Below are 21,812 nucleotides of genomic sequence, written 5' to 3' on the forward strand. Positions count from 1 at the left end.
CTTACGCTTTTTATTTAATGGAATGGATATATTTTTCGTTCGTATACATAAATATCTTTTTCATATCTTACAGGCTTCCAATTAGGAAATCTCCAATAATTTGATATGACTCTCGCACCAAATTTTAACTCATATTTTAGCTTTTCTTCTAATTTATTCATTGCGAAACTAACTTGAAAAACCGTGATAATATCGTACTCTGACAAATCAGCTTTCCAAAAATTTTTCCAATGAATGAACGCTCTCCCTTTAAAACCACTTTTTCGAATATTTCTTTTTGAAAGAATCACTAAAAAGGGGTTAATTTCATACCCGTGAGCTTCAGCACCTCTTTTTGCAAACTCAATAACAACTCTTCCATCACCAGATCCCAAATCAACTGACTTTTCTCCTGGCTTTATTTCAGCAAGTTCCACCATTTTTTCAACGGCTTCTTTCCTACTAGGATCGTATATGGCCCCCTTTAACATAAAAGGAATTATCCAAAAAAATAAAAAATAAACCAATATTATCCCGAATATAATCAATAATATCCACATAGTTTCTCCTAATCTTGTTGATTTTGTGAAATAATATTTATGAATGCAATTTTTATGCTTCATACCTCATTATAAACATCAATAAAAATAACTTCTAAGCCATATTTATTTTCGAGGATTTTTCCTATATTTTTAATTCCAAAAATCTCTGTAGCGTAATGTCCTGCATTTATAAAGTTGATTCCCATCTCTGAAGCTATATTTCTAGTTTGCTCTTTAACCTCCCCCGTGATAAAAGTATCTATCTTACCTTCAAGTTTCTCCATAAAAGAGGCGGCGCCTCCAGAGCAAATTCCAACTGTTTTTACATACTCTTTATTCTTATATAACTGTAAAGGCTGCGTTCCAAAAATTTCTTTTAGTTTTTTCTGGAACTCTTCAAATTTGATCGGGATTTCATATTCCCCAATAAATCCTACATATATCTTTTCTTTAATTTTTAAATTTAAGGATTTTAGTATACTTATATTGTTTCCATACTTTTCATGACCATCCAGAGGAAGATGATAAGCCATCAAAGTTATATCACTTTTTATAACTTTTTCTACCCTTCTTTTCATATATCCCGTCAGTTGAAAAAAGTCTTTACCAAAAATTCCATGATGAACTAAAATAAGATCGCAGTTTTCATTAATTGCACTACTCACAAATTCGTCGTTAAATGAAACACCACAACCTATTTTTTTGGCTACATGCTTACCTTCTATCTGAATTCCATTATGACAAAAATCGTCATAATTCCACGGCTCTAATATAGAATTCAAAAAATTTTCTAATTCAAAAATGTTTATACTCATCATCTTTTGTATTTTGTTATTTTCCTCAAAAAATCCTTACGATTTTCAATATCTTCTTGTTTCTCTACACCCAGAGGTTTAAAGCCATCTATAACACCTAAAATCCCTCTTCCTTGTTCGCTTTCGGCAACAACCACTTGAACAGGATTTGCCGTAGCTGTAAAAATACCTACAACTTCTTGAACATTTTGTAATTGATTTTTTATATTTATTGGATACCCGTTTTTCAATACAATAACAAAACAATGACCTGCTCCTATTTTTTGTGCATTTTCTATTGCAACATTGATTAGTTCTTCATCATTTCCGTCAAATCTTATAAGTCTTGGACCGGATGCCTCATTAAATGCAATTCCAAATTTCATAGAAGGATTGGTAGTTACAATAGCTTCATAGATATCTTCTACAGTTTTTATGAAATGGGTTTGACCAACGATTACATTTGCATCTTCTGGAATTGTTAATTGAACAAGTTCTAGTTTAAAGTCCATAATTTCCCTCCTATATTTCAACTTTTTTAATCATTTTAGAAACATTAAAATACTTGTTTTTCTGTTATTATGAGTTTCACTTTTTGTAAAAACCATTCATGCATCCTAAGATTTAACTCATTTACATTTTACTAATCTTCTCTTATTTTAGTAAGAAAACAGCACGAAAAATACCCATTTTTTCCACTTAAATTCATACTTCATTTTAAAAAGTCAAACCCTTTTAAATAAGTGGATCTAATATAAAATTATAGAGTGAACCTTTTCCTAACAATCTTATATCAACCAAATGGTTATTAAAAATAATCTCAAGCTCTCTTATATAACCCAACGATTTCTGCTTCTTCAATAATATGTCCTTGCATGGCTTTCAAGAGATCTTCCTTCTTTGTACTATCTGGTAAATCTAGCTTCGTATTTAATGCGTATATTTTAAAATGATAATGATGAACCCCATGACCAACTGGAGGACAAGGACCCATATAACCTATTTGATAAGCACTATTTTTGCCTTGTCTTAATGAGATAGGTGAATTAACAATATGTGTTTTAGGAATTGCTTCTGGAATCTCATCCACTACTTCAATATTCCATGCTACCCAATGAACAAATGTCCCTCTCGGAGCATCTGGATCATCCATTATTAATGCCAACGACTTAGTATTTTCCGGAATTTCTTCAATGACTAAAGGCGGATTTATGTCTCTTCCTTCACAAGAATACTTACTAGGAATGTAATCGTTGCTTTTAAAAGCCGGAGAAGAAATTTTAAGACTCATTTTTATCCCTCCTTTGACAAGTTCTAAAAAACATAATTTGTAATAAAAATACTTACACTTTTAATTATATCACAACTTAAATTAAAAAATATTGTATAAACGTTAAACAAATACTTATATGCTTATTTGTCCTATTTGTACTTTCGTTATAAAATTGATAAACCCATTTCCTTCAACTGTGCCAACATTATTAAAAAGTAGACAATATTAATTCATGACTATTTCTCAAAAACATCTAGATCTTTCTAAATTTTCAATCTCTGTAATATTTTCAATTACATAGTCACAGTTAATTGGTTTTTATCGATCTCTATTGTTAATAAATTCTAAAAATAGGTGGTTGTGAGATGTAATGAACGGGGATATTTGGAAATTTTTCTCTTATAATATTTGCAATATACTCCATTCCCGGTTTCTCACTTTCAGCATGACCCAAAACAATCAAAGCCTTTTGTCGACCTTGTTGAATCGCATCTCTAACATATTCTGGAGTTTCCCATTCTGGACCTTCTCCATAAATTAATAAATCTAGATTTTCTTTATGAAAAAGAGGTATAGCCATTTGACCTGTTCCTCTGTATCCAACTAATATACCCACACGACTACATTCCATCGATAAATCACCTACAAAACGTAAATACTGAACGTTCAAAATTTTTTTTACATATTCTATAACCTCAAGTAAAGTTTTTTTAGGAATATCTAGTACCGAGTAAGTCGTCTGCCTAATGACTTCGTAACTCTCCCAATTTAAACATTTTAGTAGTCCCACCATAATACTGTCTGGGTGTCGTCTGTGAATATTATCATGAAGTCTGAAAACCGCTAAGTTATTCGATTCAATTGTTTTAAGTTTATATTGAACCACGGGATCTGATTCAAGAAATCCCATATTACTAATATGGCTATAAAAAATCCCCTCATGCGAGATTATAAAATTTACACCAAGTTCAATGGACTTTTCGATTACTTCTTGGGTAGCTAAAAAAGTCACAGTAATTCCTTTTACAAAGGTCCTTGGATCTCCAAATTCTAGTTTATCAACAGTTTCTTTCTCGATCACTTCAGAAATAACTATTGAATTTATTACATCTTGAACTGTAACTTTCATCTTTAATCACCTTTCTATCTATTTACAATTTTTCAAAAAATGAGTAATGAATGTGATTTAGCAATAAGAAGCTAAAAATAGTGGAAGAATTCATTAATATGGGAAAAGAGGCAAATTGTCTGAAGATTGAAACGTTTACTTTTATTCAATAGGTTTGAACCTTGCTGTGAAGAATCTTAATAATGGCGGTTCGTAGACAAATTCTAATCCTTTAATAGAATCTCGCCTACTGTATAATCTAATAATGGAATCTGCAACGACATCCATGTGTGAATAAGTATAAACTCTTCTTGGAATTGTTAACCTAACCGTTTCCAATTTAGGATAACGATTTCTACCATTTTCATCTCTACCTGCTGATACAATTCCTCTTTCCATTGATCTAACACCTGAATCTAAATAAATTTCTGCAGCTAAAGCTTGTGCAGGAAGTTCATCTTGTAATAAATGAGGTAAAAATCTTTTAGCATCCAAAAAAACTGCATGACCTCCAATTGGTTTTATAATTGGAATACCTGCTTTGTCTAACTTGTCACCTAAGTACCTTACTTGTTTGATTCTGTGCTCGATATAATGAAAATCCAAAGATTCATATATTCCTGTAGCCATAGCTTCCATGTCCCTACCAGCCATACCCCCATAAGTAGGCATTCCTTCATAAACAACTACTAAAGAAGTGGCCTTTTCATATAAACTTTGATCTCTCAAAGCCAAAAAACCTCCGATATTCACTAAACAATCCTTTTTCCCACTCATTGTACAACCATCTGCATAACTCATCATTTCTTTTAAGATTTCAGCTATGCTTTTATCACCATAGCCAGGCTCTTGTTCCTTTATAAAATATGCATTTTCTACGCATCTAGTAGCATCAAACATCACCTTTATACCATTTTTTTGAGATATTTCTTTAACTTTTCTTAGATTTTCCATGCTAACGGGCTGACCTCCAGCCATGTTAACAGTAACTCCAACGCAAATATAAGGAATTTTCTCTGCTCCAACTTCATCAATTAAATTTTGGTACTTTTTTAAATCAACATTACCTTTAAAAGGTATATCAATCTCAGGTTGGTGTGCTTCATCTATAATTACATCCACAAATTTGCCACCGTTTAATTCAATATGTGTTCTCGTGGTGGTAAAATACATATTTCCAGGAATATAATCACCTTGTTTTATCATAATTTGGGACAAAATATTTTCTGCACCTCTACCTTGATGAGTAGGTACAACATATTCAAAACCATACACGTCCTGAACAGCATCTCGAAGATGGTACCAATTCTCACTTCCTCCATATGCTTCATCACCGATCATCATAGAAGCCCACTGATGATCGCTCATTGCTGAAGTCCCACTATCAGTTAATAAATCAATATACACCTTTTTGGAAGGAATCAAAAAGGTATTATACCCTGCTTCTTCAAGTACTTTTGCTCTTTCCTCTTCAGTTGTCATTTTTATTATTTCAACCGTTTTGATCTTAAAAGGTTCAGGTGGATACCCCATGTAAAAACGCCTCCTCTTCTAATTTAATATCTATCTAGCTATTGCCTCAATTTCAATCAAGGCATCTTTAGGTAATCGGCTAACCTCTATGCACGATCTCGCAGGCGGAATTTCCTTGAAAAAACCACCATATATTTCATTAACTTCATTAAAATAATTCAAATCTTTTAAAAAAATTGTTGTTTTCACGACATTACTTGTTTCTAAACTTGCAGCCTCTAAAATAGCCACTAAATTATTCATTACTTGCAATGTTTGACTTCTAATCTCCATTTCTACCATCTGACCACTTTTTGGATCTATGGGTAGTAATCCGGAAATAAATAAAAAACCTTCAACTCTTACCGCCTGAGAGTAAGGTCCTATCGCTTTGGGAGCTTTTAAAGTATTGATCCGTTCTTTCAATCATTTTCACCTCCTGTTTCACGTAAGTTTTTTTCACAAACACTACTTACAACACAACAAAATTTGATTTTAGATTAAAAAACTTGCTTTCAAAAACCTTTTAAATTTCTAATAAGCAGAAATTCTTTTATTTTCCATTTTTAACAAACTTGCTTAGTTTTTTGTCTTTAGAAGTTTTTACAGGGAATATTCCTTTATTTACAGTTCTTACCTCCGCTATTGAATAAAAAGCATTCGGGTTAAAATCATTTACTATTTGTATGATTTTATCAAGATCTTTTCTTCTCACAACACTATAAATAACTTTAACAGGCCCTCGAGCTCCTTCCGCATCAATACTTGTTACTCCAAAATCATTATCCCTTAGATATTTTACTAATTGCTCAGCATCTTTATTAGTTATGATCTGTAACAAGTTAACTCCCAAAGCAATTTTCTCATCTAAATATGCACCAAAATAATTACCACATGCAAAACCAAGCGCATATGCTATTGCGTACAAAGGCTTATCCAAGTTACTCATTACTTGAGATATAGCAACTAACCAAATACTAACTTCAAAAAAGCCCATAACAGAAGACCATAACTTATACCCTTTTGATACAAATATTATTCTCAGAGTCATCAAAGTAACATCAGTTAGTCTCAATAAAAAAATCAGAAGAGGCAAAACTAAATAATTAAAAATTGCAGAATCCATCCATGACGCCATAATGATGCTCCTTTCAATTTTCGTTTTTTAATATGTTTTTGTTGCAAAAAGAGCCTAAAATATCAGAAATTATATTAAAAAAATCTTACCTTGAAAATTATTTCATCTTTTCTATAATATCAAGTATTTATTAAAAAATCAATAGTTTAACTATAACAATTCAATTGCTTGATATGTTATAATAAAAGGAATTAGAATCAATTTTTTGTAAAAATATTATTCACACTCTAAAAATTAAAATAATTTCAACAAAAATTAAAATTTATGTTTTAGTATCTTCTCTACTACTTTAAAAGTTATTAAACGAGGAGGAATTCTGATTGAAAAAATTCTGTTTTCTTACAATCATTTTATTGATTTTTTCTCTAGGATTTTCGCTAAAACTAGATAAATATTTTGTAAATGTTGATTTAGTAAATTACGATGAAAAAACTGTTTCTTTCTACTTTACTAATGATAAAAATTATCAGGAAATTATCCAAATAAAAAATCTTACTAAAAATGAATTTTTAGAAGTCAAATATCCTCAAGAAATAATTTTAAAACCTAACGAAACCCAGAAAGTAGATTTTGTTCTATCTCAAATTGAAAAAAATGTTGGATCCTATTTCATTTTTTTCGAAGTATCAGTTAAAAGTAATTTTATTAGCCAAAAAAAATTTCTTAATTCCCCAATTTTATTGAGGATTAATTTTATTCCAAGTTTTGACTATCATCCCATTGTGGAAATATATAGTGGTGATTTATATATTTCAAAGGACAAATTAGGAACAATTTTTCCATTAAGAATAGTAAACGAGAGTAATCTTATTTTAGAAATTTCAGGAAAATTTAAATTGACTTCTAAGGATTACAGTGATTTCACAATAGAAAAATTTTTATTTGATGGCAATTCGTCAACGATTCTTTCTCAATCCCAACAAACATTTGAAATTTATATTGATCAATATCTTAAACCAGGAAAATATCAAATGCGCTGGGAATTCTATTACGGATATAAAAATTACTTACAAGAAAAATACGTTTTAGAAAAAGAATTCACTGTACCAGAATCTTTATATTTCGACAGGAAAATTATCAATTTTAAGTTAGACAATGATAAAATATACATTCCTATACCTAAAGAAATGAGTCCACGAGAATATATAACTACCCCCCAGGAAGAAACCTTAACTATTTTAAATAACGATTTTCTCGATGCTAATTTAACTATAGATTTTATCGAAGTAAGTTCTGAAATTCCTTCTAACAGACGTATAAATCCTAAATACATAAATGAAACCCCTTCAAAAATTTCAATAAAACCTTATGATAAAGGAACAATATACGTAGTTGCGGATTATCGTAGAGGAAATCTACAAAAACTAGAAGGAGAATTGTTTGGGACTCTTCAATTTATCTCAGAAGTATATTCTCAAGAAAGCGTTTTTTATAATAAACTTATGATTCCTATAATTTTAGATTTTGGCGGTAACAAGTACGAAGTTAAGAGTAATATTAAATTAGTTAAGGTATTACCTATTGACAAATTCTATAGCAAGGTAAATTTTGATATTGAGATAAATAATTCTGGAAATTCCAGTGTATTTTACAACATAAAAATTAAAAAATTAAATCGGAAAACAGGTAGAAGTATTGGTGAAGAAATCACAATTTCAGCTGAAAAATCTATTTCCCCAGAACAAATGATTACATTAAATAGCGAGGTTATTGTGGAATTAGGGGTTGATACTATTTTAATTAATATAGATTATTATGGAATAAATGAACAGGAAAAGATAATATTAACGCACAATCATTCAATAAAATTATAATTAGGAGATGAAAATGCAAAAAACTTCTTTTCTAACAATTATCTACTTTATTTGCTTTTTAACAGTATTTTCAAACATTAATGTTTCTTTAATCGATACTCCTTTAGAAAACGCACTGAAAATATTAGAAGAAGCTAGCGGTTCAATAATTTTAACTTCCCCAGATATCAAAGGTACTAAAAATGTTACAATAAATACGGTGAACTTAGAAAATGCTTTAGATATTTTACTATATTCAACAAACTATGAATATAAGAAAATTTCAGAAGATTTTTACTTGGTAGGAAACTTTAATATAAAAATACAAAATATGCAGAAAGAACTCTCACAAATAGAATTTCAAAATTTAGATTTGAAAAAAATATCTAACTTATTAATTCTCTTATCTGAAAAGATTTTTGTAATACAAAATTCAAATCTTATTTTATTAAATAAAAATGACCAAATGTATATTTCATTAAAAGAACTCTTTGAATTTCTAGAAGCCTATGCTGGAAAAAATAACTCAGTTATCATCTTTTCCATAAATGAAATTTCCGAAAACGTGTATCAATTTCTTAAAAACAATGAAAATGAAAAAGAGGAAAATAAAAATGTTTTTTTAATAAAAAATAAAAGTTCTATAATTTTTCTAGAAAATAACTTCGAATTTTTAACAAGAATAAAAGAAGTAAATTATTTTGAAATAACTGAACCTTTTTCATTAGAAAAAGAATTATATACTTTTTCTAATTCAGATAATATTACTCTTGGTGTCTGCGAAAATGAATTAACAGTAAAGTATGGCACAATGAAAGATAATGATAGCATGAACTTGAATAGCGGTGAAAATGGCTATTTAGTTATTGAGAACGAAGATAAACATTATATAATTGTGCTATCTTATTTAAATTTAAATAATTTAGATATAAAAAGAAATGACGAAATTAAACCTGCCTCTAAAACTTCTTTTAATACAGAAATAGGTTACCAATTTTCTACGAATAATTTAGTATATTCATCTGGAATAAAATTTGGAAAAAATTACATTAAGATATCGTCTGATTTAAAGAATCTTTTTGATTTTTCAATAAGTGCGAATCTAGTAAAAAATGTGAGTTTAGGGGTTCAATTTATGAAAAATCTTAAGGAATCGAACGTTGAAGAACCAAACGTGACTGTTTTTATAAGTGACTTACAAGAATTTGAACAATTCTCTCTCTATGGCAAATTAGGATTGGGAGGAACTATAAAGTTTCACAATTTAATAACGAATAGCATTGATTTTATGTATTATGATTTACTTATATTAAACGAGATTTTTGGTAACAATAAAGACATTCATAAAATCATTTTTGCTCCAGGTGCCGGATTAAAGGTTTCTAAAAATGATAAACTAAACCCCTATTTCAATTTTGGAGCTCAATATTCCCATAAGTTACAAAAACTAAATATCACTGTCACTTATTTATATCAAATGAAATCTCACAAAGTCATTTGTACTTTCGAATTATAGTTAAGAAAATATATAGAATGATCACTTGTGAGCTGTACAGATTCTAATCTTTTCTAAATTGATCTAGGTTAAGAGTTCAAAGTTTTAAATCTTGTTCTTTGAAATATTGAATACAAGAGAAATTTAAACGGAAAGATTCTTAACCATTCATAACCATTTAATTTATAGAAATGATTGTTAATTGAAAGTTCTATAATTTCTAAAGTATTTATAATTTTAAAAAATAATTTAGAACGGAAAGGAGTTTTAACATATGTGTAAAATATTGGTTGTTGAAGATGATAAATCAATATCAAGGTTATTGGAATTAGAACTTACTCACGCAGGTTATAAAGTTAAAATTGCAAAAGATGGTGAAGAGGCTTTAGAATTTTATGAAAATTTTAAGCCACATATTATATTATTAGATATCATGCTACCTAAGCTTGATGGCTTTGAAGTGGCCGAAGCTATAAGGGGATACGATCCAGATGTCGGTATAATTATGTTGACTGCACGAGGTGAACTTGAAAACAAGATCGAGGGGCTAAAAAATGCGGATGATTATGTGGTTAAACCTTTCGAAATCGAAGAAATCTTAGCAAGAATAGAATCACTCCTCAGACGAATGGGTAAAATTTCTGATTATATAAAAGTTGGAGACATAGAGATCTATCCACAAAAGATGTTAGTGTTAGTTAAAGGCGAAGAAATTCACCTAAGTCTTACTGAGTTTAATATATTAAAACTTTTAGCGATTAATAAAAACCTTGTTATATCTAAAGAAAAAATCATGGAGGAAGTATGGGGATACTATGACGAGGAAAGTAATAATCTTGTAGAAGTCTACATAAACTACCTTAGAAAGAAAATCAAAAATTCATCACAAAATATTGAAACGATAAGAGGTGTTGGCTACGTTATCAGGGAGAAAAAAACCGAAACCTAGCGCAGTTTTCAAGCAAACTATTGTCTTTACTATGGTAACTATGGCTATAGTTTTTGCTATGATAATTATTATAAGAATATTTTTCGTGCAATTTACTATAAGAACATATAGTGATTTATATGCATCTGAACTAAATATTGCCGATACTAAGAAAGGAAAAGGCCCCGAAACCCAAGATACATTGAACTTACTTTACCAAATAATGCAAGATTCAAATGTGATAAGAAGAAGCCTTATATCCAATAAAATTGTTATACTTGATGGAGTTTTGATATCAGATCCGTATGGTTTAATAAAAGAAAAATTTAGAATTCCATACTTACCTTATCTATATGAATATCAAGGATTATATTATCTTTTTATAGGAGTACCAATATTCGAAACCTCTTTTTTAATTATAGGTAATCCATCTTTAGAAATCACAGCGCTTTTAAAAAGTTTTAATAAGATTACGACTTTCATCCTAATTTCTGGCTTCTTTCTCTCTCTTATTGTTTCATATTTTTTGGCAAAAAATACTCTTAAACCAGTCCTTAAGATATCTGATCAAATTTCTAAAATCGATATTGACAACATAAATCAAAGGATTCCTGAGCAAAAGTCAAAAGAATTCGATATTTTTGCTAATAAATTAAATTCTATGCTAAATAGAATACAACAAGCTTTTGAACTTCAAAACCAATTTGTTTCGGATGTTTCGCATGAACTAAGAACTCCTTTAACCTCTATTAATGGTTATGTAAAAATGCTTAAAAGATGGGGAAAAAGTGATCCAAAAGTTATGGAAGAATCATTGGAAAGTATCGAATCATCAAGCGAATATTTAAGAGACTTGGTAGAAAAACTACTTCTTTTAACAAAAACCGATTATCAAATAGAAAAAGAAGTAGTAAGTGTCTCTCAAGTTATTGACGATATTCTTGACTTTTTCAAACTGCCTCTTCAAGAATTTACGGTACAAATAAAGGGAGAAGACTTCAAAGTAAATACTTCCAAAGAATATTTATCTATTATATTAAAAGTTCTTATGGAAAACGCCATAAAATATTCTACAGATAACAAAAAAATAGATATCGAATTTAATCCTTTTCAAAAAAAATTAAGCATTAAAGATTATGGAATTGGAATAGATAAAGAAAATTTAAAAAATATCTTTGAACGCTTCTATAAAGTTGATTCTTCGAGATCTCAGAAAGGTCATGGCTTGGGACTTTCTATTGCTAAAAAATTGGCCGATGCTCTTAATATAAAAATAACAGTTGAATCAGAAATAAATAAAGGGACCAAATTCACCTTACATTTTCAATAAAAGAAAGTTTTAGTTTGTCCTAATTTAAAAGAACAACAGAACGAAGTTTTCTTTGTACATAATAAACGTTAAAATTTCAGTTGTAGAGTCACTCTACACGAAGGTATCTACAATTTAAAATTTAACTGCCCAGCTTGAACTGCTCTACAAATAAAATACTTTAAGTTTTGAATTTAAAGTGGCAATAGGGGGAAGTCCCTTCCTATCTAGGCCGGTACAAGTACCTAATATGTTAAAAATTAGCAACTTACAATAATTGAAACAAGAAATTTTTAGAATTTTCAAATCATCCATAACGGAATAAAAGGAGGAAACTCGAAAATTGATTTATTTTGACAATAATTCGACTACACCCGTAAATAAAGAAGCAGCAGAAGTTATATTAAAATATATGACAGAACTTTATGCTAATCCTAATTCAATACACTCTTTTGGGGTAAAAGTCGAACAAGATTTGGAAGAAGCTAGAAAAAATATTTCAGAAATACTTCAAGTATTACCCTCAGAAATATTTTTTACCTCTTGCGCTACTGAATCGATAAACACCATAATAAGAGGTGTAACAAGGGCAAATAAAAATAAAGGTAGAAAAATTATAACATCTTCAATAGAGCATTCTGCAGTCATTAATACTTTAAAAGATCTTGAAAGAAATGGAATTGAAGTAATTTATATAAATGTTGATAAAAATGGAGTGATAGATCTTAAAGAACTTGCTGATTCAATCACTGAAGATACGATTTTAGTTAGCTTAATGGTTGCAAACAATGAAATTGGCACAATAGAACCAGTTGATGAGGTATATAAACTAATAAAGAAAAAAAACGATGAGACTTACTTTCATATAGACGCAGTTCAGGCACTGGGGAAAATATCTTTTGACTTGGGAAAATACAAATGTGATTTTGCTTCTTTTTCAGCCCATAAATTTCATGGTCCAAAAGGAGTTGGAATATTATATAAAAAGCGAGGTACAAGAATGTACCCGTTAATTACTGGAGGTACACAAGAAAAAGGTATGAGAGCAGGAACTCAAAATGTTGCTGGAATAATTGGAACTTCTTTAGCTTTACAAAAAGCTGTTGAACACTTAAAATATATGAAATCTGAAATTAAACAAATTAGAGATTATCTGGCTTACAATTTAAAAGAGATGGGAGCACAAATCTTAACGCCACTTGATAATTCTATACCTAATACGCTTGGATTTTTCTTTCCCAATATACGAGGAGATATAATAGTCAACGGACTTTCTGAAGCGGGGATCTATGTATCTACTACCTCCGCATGTGCAAGTAAAATTAGTTCAGAGAGTAGAATAATGAAAAGTTTGGGATACGATGATACAAATGCTAAAGGATTAGTAAGAATTAGCTTATCTTATCTGAATAATCTTAATGAAGCAGAAATATTTATAAATAAGTTAAAAAATATTCTTAACTTTTTGAATTATTGAAATTTTAATGTATAATATTAGCAAAGGGGGTTAAAAAATGCGAAGTATGACTGGTTATGGTAGAATAAACAAGAATATTGGAGATTATGGTTATAATTTGGAAATTAAATCTCTTAATTCTAAAACGTTAAATTTAAATGTAATAATTCCTCCCCTTTTTTCTCCTATAGAAATAAATATTCAAAATTTTATAAAAAAGTATTTTCAACGCGGGAGAATTAACGTTTATGTCGACATAAAATTTCTCAAAAGTGATGATGTTATTGATATAGACTTAGGATTAGCAAAAGCTTATTATAACGCACTTAATATTCTAGCAAACGAACTACATTTATCTGGTGAAGTAAACTTAGAAATATTGCTCAAATTCAAAGATATAATAAAAGTTTCTTTAACAGACGAAAAGATATCTCAGATTTGGGATGGTCTAGAAAAAGTTTTGGAAGAAGTTATAGATTTAGTTATAAGATTCCAAGAAGAAGAAGGTAAAGATTTAGAAAAAGTTATTAAAGATTACTTAGAAGAAATGAAAAATGTTGTTGAAGAAATAAGTAAATATGCAGACAAAATGAAAGAGACTTATAGAGAACATATAAACAATAATTTGAGTAGTTTATTAAGTGATCTAAGTAATATAGACGAAAAAAGAATGGAAATGGAAATTACTTTACTTGCCGAGAGATCTGATATAACTGAAGAAATAGATAGACTTACCAGTCATATAAAAAGATTCAAAAATCTTTTAGAAACCGACGAAACTTCCATTGGTCAAGAATTAGATTTTATTTGTCAAGAAATGCACCGAGAATTCAATACCATCGCTTCCAAATCAAAACTTTTAGAGATTACTAATCTTTCTTTAGAAGGAAGATCTTTAGTAAATAAAATCAGAGAACAGGTTCAAAATATTCATTAATTATCCATAACGGAAACGTGTATAAAATATATAATAAACATTTATAGGGTTGAAAACTTGTTTAATTTGATAATAATTTTGATTTTTTATTTTTTGATATGGGAGGTGCTCTCTATGTATGGATTAATTAATATTGGATTTGGAAACGTGGTAGTTGGAGACAGAGTGATAGCTATAGTAAATCCAAGTTCACAACCTTTAAAAAGATTAAAAGATATAGCTGATCAACAAGGTAAACTACTGGAAGTTAATCACGGAAGAAAAACACGAGCATACATCGTTACTGATTCAGGACATGTTATCGCTAGCGCCATTCAACCAGAAACAATTACTAACCGTTTTCTTCAAAATTTCTACGAAATAGAAAAAGTACTAGATAAAATTAGAAAGGAAAATTTTTAAAAAATGGATGGACTGCTCTACGTTATTAGTGGACCTTCTGGAGTTGGAAAATCAACTCTAATAAAAAATGCATTAAAAAAAGTGAATGGATTTATTTTTTCGGTTTCCTACACAACTCGTAAAAAAAGAAATGGAGAAATAGAAGGAGTAGATTACTTTTTTGTCGACGAAAAAACCTTTTTTGAAATGAAAGAGAAAGGCGAGTTCCTTGAATGGGCTAAAGTTCATGATAACTACTATGCTACTTCAAAAAGTTTTGTTGAAGAAAAATTAAAAGAGTGCAGAGGATTGGTCCTTGATGTGGATGTACAAGGCGCTTTGAATATTAAAAAGATTTATAAAAATGGTGTTTATATTTTCATAAGGCCCCCTTCTGTAAAAGATTTAGAAGAAAGGTTAAAAAATAGAGGAACCGAGACTACAGAAGTTATGCAAATAAGACTAAATAACGCCAAATGGGAAATGTCTCAAATTGATAATTTTAACTATATTGTAGTTAACCACGAAATAGATGAATCCTCACAGCAACTTACTTCAATTTGGGTAGCTGAACAGTTAAAAAAAGAAAGGTACAATGAAGTAAATTCTAATTTTTTTTTCTTTAAAAAACTAGAGCCAGAAGGAGTGAAAGCAAATGGACTTAGAAATTAATTACGATAAAATATTAGATACTGTAAAATTAAAATTTGCAGTTCCTGTTATAGTAGCAAAACGTGCAGAAACTTTAAAAAATATCGATCAACTGAAAGGCGTTTCACAAAAAAAAGATTATGTTGCTATAGCTTTAAAAGAATTAGAAGAAGGAAAAATTGTTCTTAAAAGGTAAAATCTGGTAAATTTTTATAGGGGGCTTTGCCCCCTATATATATTGAACACACTAAAAATTTAGCAGATAGTGAAAATTACATCAAATGATGTTTTTTAATATTATTTTAAAACATATATATGTTTTTTAAATATCTAAGCGGTTATTAAACTACATTAGGAGGAGAAAAATGGTAGATCTTAAGTTTATACGAGAAAATCCCGAAATTGTTAAAGAAGCTCTGAAAAAAAGAAACACAGAAGATGACTTAATAGATGAGATATTAAATCTTGATGAACAAAGAAGAGCGTTTTTAAAAGAGGTTGAAAATCTAAGAGCAGAAAGAAATAAAAACTCAAACCTCGTCGCAAGATTAAAAGCAGAAAAAAGGTTTGCTGAAGCTGACAGTTTAATAGAACAAGGTAAAGAAATATCCGAAAAAATTAAGAATTTAGAATCAGAATTGAAGCAAATCGAGGAAAAGTTAAACAACAAATTACTCTATGTACCAAACATTCCGGATGATACTGTTCCCTATGGCAAAGATGAAAATGATAATGTTGAAATAAGAAGATGGGGCACACCAAGAACATTTGATTTTGAACCAAAGGCTCACTGGGAACTAGGTCCAGAATTAGATTTGCTGGATTTCGATAGAGGGGCTAAATTAAGCGGCTCAAGATTCACAGTTTTAAAAGGAGATATAGCCTTGTTGGAATTGGCATTAATAAATTTTATGGTAGATTTACATACCAAAGAACATGGATATAGATTCATTATGCCACCTCATTTGGTTACAAAGGAAACAATAACTGCTACTGGTCAACTTCCAAAATTTGAAGAAGACTTGTACAAAACTACTGTTGACGAATTATACTTAATATCAACAGCTGAAGTTCCTCTGGGTGGAATGCACAGGAACGAGGTTCTTGAATTAAAAAACTTGCCTCTTAAATATGTTTCATACACACCTTGTTATAGAAGAGAGGCTGGTAGTTACGGTAAAGATGTGAGAGGCATGATAAGGCAACATCAATTTGATAAAGTCGAATTATTTTGGTACACAACACCAGAAGAATCAAATGAAGCTTTAGAAACATTAACAGCACATGCTGAAAAAGTCTTGCAACTACTAGAATTACCGTATAGAGTTATAATTTTATGCAGTGGAGATTTAGGTTTTGCGGCTGCTAAAACTTTCGATATTGAAGTATGGCTTCCAAGTTATAACAATTACAAAGAAATTTCTTCCTGCTCCACTACAAAGGATTTTCAAGCTAGAAGAGGGAATGTCAGATATAAAACAAAAGAAAACAAACTAGAATTCGTACATACACTTAATGGTTCAGGCCTTGCAGTAGGAAGAACACTAGTGGCAATTATGGAAAATTATCAAACCGCTGATGGAAAGATAAAAATTCCGGAAAAACTAATTCCCTATATGGGAAAAAAGTATATAGGTTAAAACTGTTATGCCAAATGTTTTTTATGGTAAGAAAAGCAATTCTAAAATTATCTTAGATAAAAAAGAAACTTCACATTTAAAAGTTATTAGAAAAGCTCCCGGTGAAGAGATAAAAGTTATCACGGGAGATGGTTATATATATAATGCAACAATAGAGAGTATTGGGAAAAAAGAAACTATTTTATCAATTAAAGATAAAATTCTATCGAAGGAAAATTACGTGCCTTACCTATCAGTTTATTTTGGAATGAGTAGATGGGATAGAACACAGGTTCTTTTGGAGAAGATGGTAGAACTTAGAGTAAACGAATTTAATGTTTATTTCGCAGAGAAAAGTGAAATTAAGTACACAAATTTGGAAAAATTTCAAAAAACTATAATTGAAGCGTCTAAACAATCAGTTTACGCATCAATCCCAAAAATAGAGCTAATCAATTTCGAAGACCTACCTAAAGAAGACTCTCTCGTATTAGATTTTATAGATAACAAAATGACTCTTAGAGATTTCATGAAGATTAGAGCTAGAAATATTCCAATAAATATTATAGTAGGACCTGATTTTGGATTCTCAAAGCGAGAAAAAGATTTTTTTGTGGAAAATAAATTTGAGATAATAAATTTGGGATCAACCATTCTAAGATTTGAAACGGCAGCAATTTATACTGTTGGTGCTATTAACTATGAATTTAATAGATTATATCAAATTTAATAACAGGGGAGATTGCTATGGAAGAATGGGTAAAAACTACCCTAATTTACTTGATAAAAATAGGAATAAGTGTCCTGATAATTGTATTGGCAAAATATTTGGCGAAGCTAATTTACAAGATTATCCTTTCAACTGCTGAAAAAAGAGGCAAAGTAGCTATTACATACAAGAGGTCTCTTATGACTATGATAAACATTGCAATGTACACTTTAGCTGCTTTTATCATAATCTCTGTAATCTTCACTAACCTTAGTGCCTTTTTAGCAGGACTTGGAATAGGTGGAGTTATCATAGCTTTTGCAGTTCAAGAGCCTTTAGGTAACCTGATTTGCGGATTTTTAATTATGCTAAACCATTTGGTAGTTGATGGTGAAGCAGTAGAAATCGACGGTATTGGAGGAACTGTTCAAGAAATAGATGTGAACCATGTTATTTTAAAAACCTTTGACGGAAAGTTAATACATTTTCCCAGTAAAGAAGTGTGGACAAATAAAATTATACACTACTGGCCAGAAGATATAAGAAGAAACGAAATAAAAGTTAGAGTCTCCTATTTGCATGATATAAATTTAATAGCTAAAGTTTTAAATGAAGCCGTTAATTCATCAGAACTTGTTTATATAGACGATAGTCATAAACCAGCAGTAGTATTTGACAGTTACGGTGATTCTTCTATGAATTTTGTTGTTAGATTTTGGGTAAAACGTGAAAATTTTATAAACTCATCATTGAATGTAGCTGAAAAAATCAAACAAAAATTTCTTGAATATAATCTTGAAATACCCTACAATCAGATAGACTTACACGTTAAAGATGTAAACCCTAAGCTTCTTCAACATAAAGAAAGAGATTAAATATTAACGAACATCAAAAGGCGGACTAGTCCGCCTTTTTATTTAATATTTACTATTTTTCTATTATTCCAGTAAAATATACATATAAACATATAAAGTAAAAATTAAAATTTTAGGAATATCGATCACTTTAAAAGAACAATAAGAGTGCAGGGAGGATTTTAAATGGCCAAAAATGAAGAAAAAAAGGGCAAAGGTAAAAAAATACTCATTTTTATACTTATAGCTTGTGTTATAGCTTTCTTTTTATTGGGTTGTGGATATATTTATTTTGAATATTCAAGACTTTCATATCTAAATTTGAACTTTCAGAACAGCTGGAGGAGTTACATTGCATATCTAACAGATCATATTCCTGGCTTAGACAAATTATCAAAATATGAATATTTAGAGATTTCGGACCCTTTCTATATGGAAAAAGAAATTTTAGAAATAAGATTAAAGGCAATTAAAGACGAAAGTCAACGTTTAGAAGAACAAAAACATGAACTACAAAAAATTTTAGATCAAATTTCACAAGAAAATGAAAGGTTAGTTAAACAGAGAGAAGAATTAGAACGTCTTAACAAAGAATACAATGAAAAACTGACTCAATTTACCGACTATAACAAAAGAATTGCAACCTTAGGTAGCTGGCTAGCGAAATCTACACCTGCGCAGATAGCCTCTGCTTTAGTGAGGGAGGAAGTGAGCGTTGATTTACTCGTAGATACAATGTTGACTTTAGAACCTAAATCGGCAGCCGAAATTATTCAGGCCATTGCAGCAATCAATCCTCAAAAAGCTGCCGAAATTATTGCAAAAATGGGGGAAAAGAAAACCAATGGAAACAAATAGCATAGGAGCCAAAAATCTTTTTAATATAATGTCGATATCAAAGGTTAAAACCAATCAACAAGTCCAACAAACAAGCAATCATAACTCTTCTATTGTTTCTTTTCAAAAGGAATTAAAGAATATTTTAATTCCTAAAAATACTTTAAATCCACAAAAACAAATTGAAAACAAATATAAAAATAATCACTTAGAAAAATTAATGCAAAAGTCTGAAATATTCTGTTATTTAAATATCCTCTTAAGTTTTACCGATCCTAAAATAAATCTAGAAACTATTGAAGGAACTACTTATCTTAAAATATTTAACAAAGGTGACAATAAAACAATTACTTTTAATGTAAAAGAATTGATAAACTATTTAAATAAATATGTTGACCAAAAAAAAATCTCAAATACTTCTAACGACAAAACTTCATTCGTTACAGTAAAAGAAGCTTTAAAAATACTTTCTAATATAGAAAATACCAAAGGATTATCAAAGAAAGATACTCAAATTCTATTAAACGCTATTGATATAACAACAAAGCATCATTTAAATGAGATTCAAGAAAGTATAACTAACATAGGAACTATATTACATGAAAATGAGGAATATTTTGAAAGTATTGGAATAAAAATCAATATCCTACCAGTAGAAACAATTAAAAAAGAAACTGTAAATCTCATAATTTTTCAAAAGGATGAAGAACTTATTATTACACCAATGGAAGAATTTTTAAGTAGCAAGATCATCGAACAACTAAATGATGGCAAATTATTAGCTGTTAGTATGAATCTAGTTACAAAACCTGAAGACGTTTCACCTACTATAACTTTTTTAAACAATTTTTCTGACACTATAGATACAGAGCTCAGTTTATTTTCTGACTTGGAATCCACTCAATTTGATGAAACCTTTGAAGTTAACAATATTATGAAAGACGTAGAAATCTCTCAGTTATTCTTATTTTTACCTAAAAAAGAGTTTAGCCAAGAAACTTTGAAAAAAAGTATTATAAATCACGTGCTCAATATAAATGTATTAGAAAAAACAGAAAAGGAATATAAAATAATCTCTAATGAATTTGAACCATATAAATCTATGGATAAAAAAACTTTAACAAATCAAAAAAATTATACGACAAATATTGTTGAAAAAGAAAAAAGCGCTTATTTTGATATACAAGAAAGTAGAAAAGTAAATTATATAGCAGAAAATAACTCTCAAACGAAAACTACTAAGACAAAGGACCATGAAATAATGGAAAACTCAAAAACCACTACTAGTGTTTCCAATCTCGGAACAGACAAAGTTGATAACATACACGAAAACACAATAAAACTCGAAAACAATCAAACAAAATACTACTCAGAAAATACGACCTATAATAATCACCTATCAGAAACACCTCCTTCAATAAAGTCTTATGATTTAAACGGTCATATAAAAGATATAATCGTTACAAAAAACACTGAAACATTTTTCAAAGAAAGTTTCTCGGTCAATGTTTCTCCTCCGAATCTTGGAAAAGTAGATATCCAAATTGTCAAAAATGGAGAAGCTATTACCATTAATCTTATCACTGAAAACGAAACTGCCAAATCAACAATCTCAAAAACAGTTCAGTCTTTAGTCGGAAATTTAAGGGACGAAGGTTACAATCCTGTTGATGTAAAGATAATTGTTCATCAAGAAGAAAATTACCTAGATTACCAAAATCAGAAAAATCAAGATCAACAACAAAATCAAGAAAAAAGATACAGACAAAATGAACAGCGCGATGAGACTTTGTACACATTTGAAGAATTTTTAAGGAGTGATTTAAATGTTTAACTCTGTATCAATGGACAATATTTACCTTAGCACTCTGCAAGCAAATAGAAACAGAGAAATAAAAAAAGAGTTAGATAAAGAAGCTTTCTTACATTTACTAGTTACCCAATTAAAAAATCAAGATCCAACAGAACCTCTAGACAACAAAGATTTGTTAATTCAATTATCTCAACTATCCTCTACTGAACAGATAATGAACATGAGTAATGCTGTTCAAGAAATGGTCAATTCGCAATTATCGTTGAATAAATTGCAGGCTGTCTCACTTCTTGGAAAAGAGGTAGTAGTAAATAGTAACGTTATTCAGTTAGAAAGTGGTATTGCAGAAACTATAAATTTCGGACTAGATTATGATTCCGAAGTATTAGTTGAAATATACGATGCAAAAGGTAGATTGGTTCATTCACAGAACTTAGGTGTGAAAAAAGCGGGTTTAAATTCATTTGTATGGAATGGAAGAGACAATAACGGAACCTTGCTTGCAGACGGCGATTATATGTGTGGTGTATATATCATTAGAAATGGGGAGAAGATCTTAACCACTGGAATTAAAAGTGGAAAAGTTGAAGCTGTCAAATTCTTTGATAATGAACTATATCTGCTCATAGATGGCCGAATATACCCATTCTCGGCTATTAATGAAGTTAGTGTCTAAATACGTAA

Annotated in this window: 23 protein-coding genes; 15 read left to right on the plus strand and 8 right to left on the minus strand. The window is 29.7% G+C overall.

The annotated features are described in order from the left end of the window. Positions 1 to 14: 14 nt before the first annotated feature. The 8 genes from PKN74_RS00875 to PKN74_RS00910 form a co-directional block, all read right to left on the minus strand. A complete protein-coding gene (locus PKN74_RS00875) occupies positions 15 to 470 on the minus strand; it encodes a class I SAM-dependent methyltransferase (RefSeq protein WP_472307625.1) in 456 nt (151 codons plus the stop codon). A gap of 128 nt (positions 471 to 598) precedes the next feature. Next, positions 599 to 1,339 carry a Nif3-like dinuclear metal center hexameric protein gene (locus PKN74_RS00880; RefSeq protein WP_472307627.1) on the minus strand — a complete coding sequence of 247 codons (741 nt, stop codon included), beginning with the start codon at positions 1,337 to 1,339 and terminating at the stop codon, positions 599 to 601. After that, on the minus strand, positions 1,336 to 1,827 hold the full coding sequence (locus PKN74_RS00885; RefSeq protein WP_472307629.1) for an adenosine-specific kinase: 492 nt from the start codon (positions 1,825 to 1,827) through the stop codon (positions 1,336 to 1,338). Before PKN74_RS00885 ends, PKN74_RS00880 begins: the two co-directional genes overlap by 4 nt. A gap of 308 nt (positions 1,828 to 2,135) precedes the next feature. Next, positions 2,136 to 2,606 carry a YbhB/YbcL family Raf kinase inhibitor-like protein gene (locus tag PKN74_RS00890; protein WP_472307631.1) on the minus strand — a complete coding sequence of 157 codons (471 nt, stop codon included), beginning with the start codon at positions 2,604 to 2,606 and terminating at the stop codon, positions 2,136 to 2,138. 316 nt (positions 2,607 to 2,922) lie between these two features. Further along, positions 2,923 to 3,717: a Nif3-like dinuclear metal center hexameric protein gene (locus PKN74_RS00895; protein ID WP_472307633.1), complete on the minus strand. Its 795-nt coding sequence runs from the start codon at positions 3,715 to 3,717 to the stop codon at positions 2,923 to 2,925. Between the two features lie 141 nt (positions 3,718 to 3,858). After that, the gene (locus tag PKN74_RS00900; protein WP_472307635.1) at positions 3,859 to 5,229 is read right to left on the minus strand and encodes a tyrosine phenol-lyase; all 1,371 of its coding nucleotides are present in this window, start codon (positions 5,227 to 5,229) and stop codon (positions 3,859 to 3,861) included. 30 nt (positions 5,230 to 5,259) lie between these two features. Beyond that, entirely contained in the window at positions 5,260 to 5,634 is a 375-nt protein-coding gene (locus tag PKN74_RS00905; RefSeq protein WP_472307637.1) for a RidA family protein, read from the minus strand. Between the two features lie 127 nt (positions 5,635 to 5,761). Continuing rightward, on the minus strand, positions 5,762 to 6,346 hold the full coding sequence (locus tag PKN74_RS00910; protein WP_472307639.1) for a DUF2179 domain-containing protein: 585 nt from the start codon (positions 6,344 to 6,346) through the stop codon (positions 5,762 to 5,764). A 320-nt stretch (positions 6,347 to 6,666) separates the two neighbouring features. Between PKN74_RS00910 and PKN74_RS00915 the strand changes: the two genes are divergently transcribed. From PKN74_RS00915 to PKN74_RS00985, 15 genes are all read left to right on the plus strand, one after another. After that, positions 6,667 to 8,160, plus strand: a complete 1,494-nt coding sequence (locus PKN74_RS00915) for a hypothetical protein (protein ID WP_472307641.1) — start codon at positions 6,667 to 6,669, stop codon at positions 8,158 to 8,160. Between the two features lie 13 nt (positions 8,161 to 8,173). Continuing rightward, complete coding sequence (locus tag PKN74_RS00920) at positions 8,174 to 9,655, plus strand: hypothetical protein (RefSeq protein WP_472307643.1); 1,482 nt, start codon at positions 8,174 to 8,176, stop codon at positions 9,653 to 9,655. Between the two features lie 253 nt (positions 9,656 to 9,908). After that, positions 9,909 to 10,583 carry a response regulator transcription factor gene (locus PKN74_RS00925; protein WP_472307645.1) on the plus strand — a complete coding sequence of 225 codons (675 nt, stop codon included), beginning with the start codon at positions 9,909 to 9,911 and terminating at the stop codon, positions 10,581 to 10,583. Then, positions 10,546 to 11,892, plus strand: coding sequence for a sensor histidine kinase (locus PKN74_RS00930; RefSeq protein ID WP_472307647.1), 1,347 nt, complete (start codon positions 10,546 to 10,548; stop codon positions 11,890 to 11,892). Before PKN74_RS00925 ends, PKN74_RS00930 begins: the two co-directional genes overlap by 38 nt. Positions 11,893 to 12,214: 322 nt before the next feature. Further along, on the plus strand, positions 12,215 to 13,348 hold the full coding sequence (locus PKN74_RS00935) for a cysteine desulfurase family protein (RefSeq protein WP_472307649.1): 1,134 nt from the start codon (positions 12,215 to 12,217) through the stop codon (positions 13,346 to 13,348). Between the two features lie 37 nt (positions 13,349 to 13,385). Beyond that, positions 13,386 to 14,264 carry a YicC/YloC family endoribonuclease gene (locus PKN74_RS00940; RefSeq protein WP_472307651.1) on the plus strand — a complete coding sequence of 293 codons (879 nt, stop codon included), beginning with the start codon at positions 13,386 to 13,388 and terminating at the stop codon, positions 14,262 to 14,264. 114 nt (positions 14,265 to 14,378) lie between these two features. After that, positions 14,379 to 14,666, plus strand: coding sequence for a DUF370 domain-containing protein (locus tag PKN74_RS00945; RefSeq protein ID WP_472307653.1), 288 nt, complete (start codon positions 14,379 to 14,381; stop codon positions 14,664 to 14,666). Between the two features lie 3 nt (positions 14,667 to 14,669). After that, positions 14,670 to 15,317, plus strand: coding sequence for a guanylate kinase (gmk, locus tag PKN74_RS00950; protein WP_472307655.1), 648 nt, complete (start codon positions 14,670 to 14,672; stop codon positions 15,315 to 15,317). Continuing rightward, complete coding sequence (locus PKN74_RS00955; protein WP_472307657.1) at positions 15,301 to 15,492, plus strand: DNA-directed RNA polymerase subunit omega; 192 nt, start codon at positions 15,301 to 15,303, stop codon at positions 15,490 to 15,492. Before gmk ends, PKN74_RS00955 begins: the two co-directional genes overlap by 17 nt. Positions 15,493 to 15,661: 169 nt before the next feature. Continuing rightward, positions 15,662 to 16,936: a serine--tRNA ligase gene (gene serS / locus PKN74_RS00960; protein WP_472307659.1), complete on the plus strand. Its 1,275-nt coding sequence runs from the start codon at positions 15,662 to 15,664 to the stop codon at positions 16,934 to 16,936. Between the two features lie 7 nt (positions 16,937 to 16,943). Then, complete coding sequence (locus PKN74_RS00965; protein ID WP_472307661.1) at positions 16,944 to 17,645, plus strand: 16S rRNA (uracil(1498)-N(3))-methyltransferase; 702 nt, start codon at positions 16,944 to 16,946, stop codon at positions 17,643 to 17,645. Positions 17,646 to 17,662: 17 nt separating this feature from the next. Beyond that, a complete protein-coding gene (locus tag PKN74_RS00970; protein ID WP_472307663.1) occupies positions 17,663 to 18,499 on the plus strand; it encodes a mechanosensitive ion channel family protein in 837 nt (278 codons plus the stop codon). 165 nt (positions 18,500 to 18,664) lie between these two features. Next, positions 18,665 to 19,336, plus strand: a complete 672-nt coding sequence (locus tag PKN74_RS00975; protein WP_472307665.1) for a MotE family protein — start codon at positions 18,665 to 18,667, stop codon at positions 19,334 to 19,336. Continuing rightward, positions 19,323 to 21,149 carry a flagellar hook-length control protein FliK gene (gene fliK, locus PKN74_RS00980; RefSeq protein ID WP_472307667.1) on the plus strand — a complete coding sequence of 609 codons (1,827 nt, stop codon included), beginning with the start codon at positions 19,323 to 19,325 and terminating at the stop codon, positions 21,147 to 21,149. The genes PKN74_RS00975 and fliK overlap by 14 nt, the downstream gene beginning before the upstream one ends. Next, entirely contained in the window at positions 21,142 to 21,804 is a 663-nt protein-coding gene (locus tag PKN74_RS00985; protein ID WP_472307669.1) for a flagellar hook assembly protein FlgD, read from the plus strand. The genes fliK and PKN74_RS00985 overlap by 8 nt, the downstream gene beginning before the upstream one ends. The last annotated feature ends 8 nt before the right edge of the window (positions 21,805 to 21,812 follow it).

The organism is Defluviitoga sp., from assembly GCF_035349255.1.
GTDB lineage: Bacteria > Thermotogota > Thermotogae > Petrotogales > Petrotogaceae > Defluviitoga.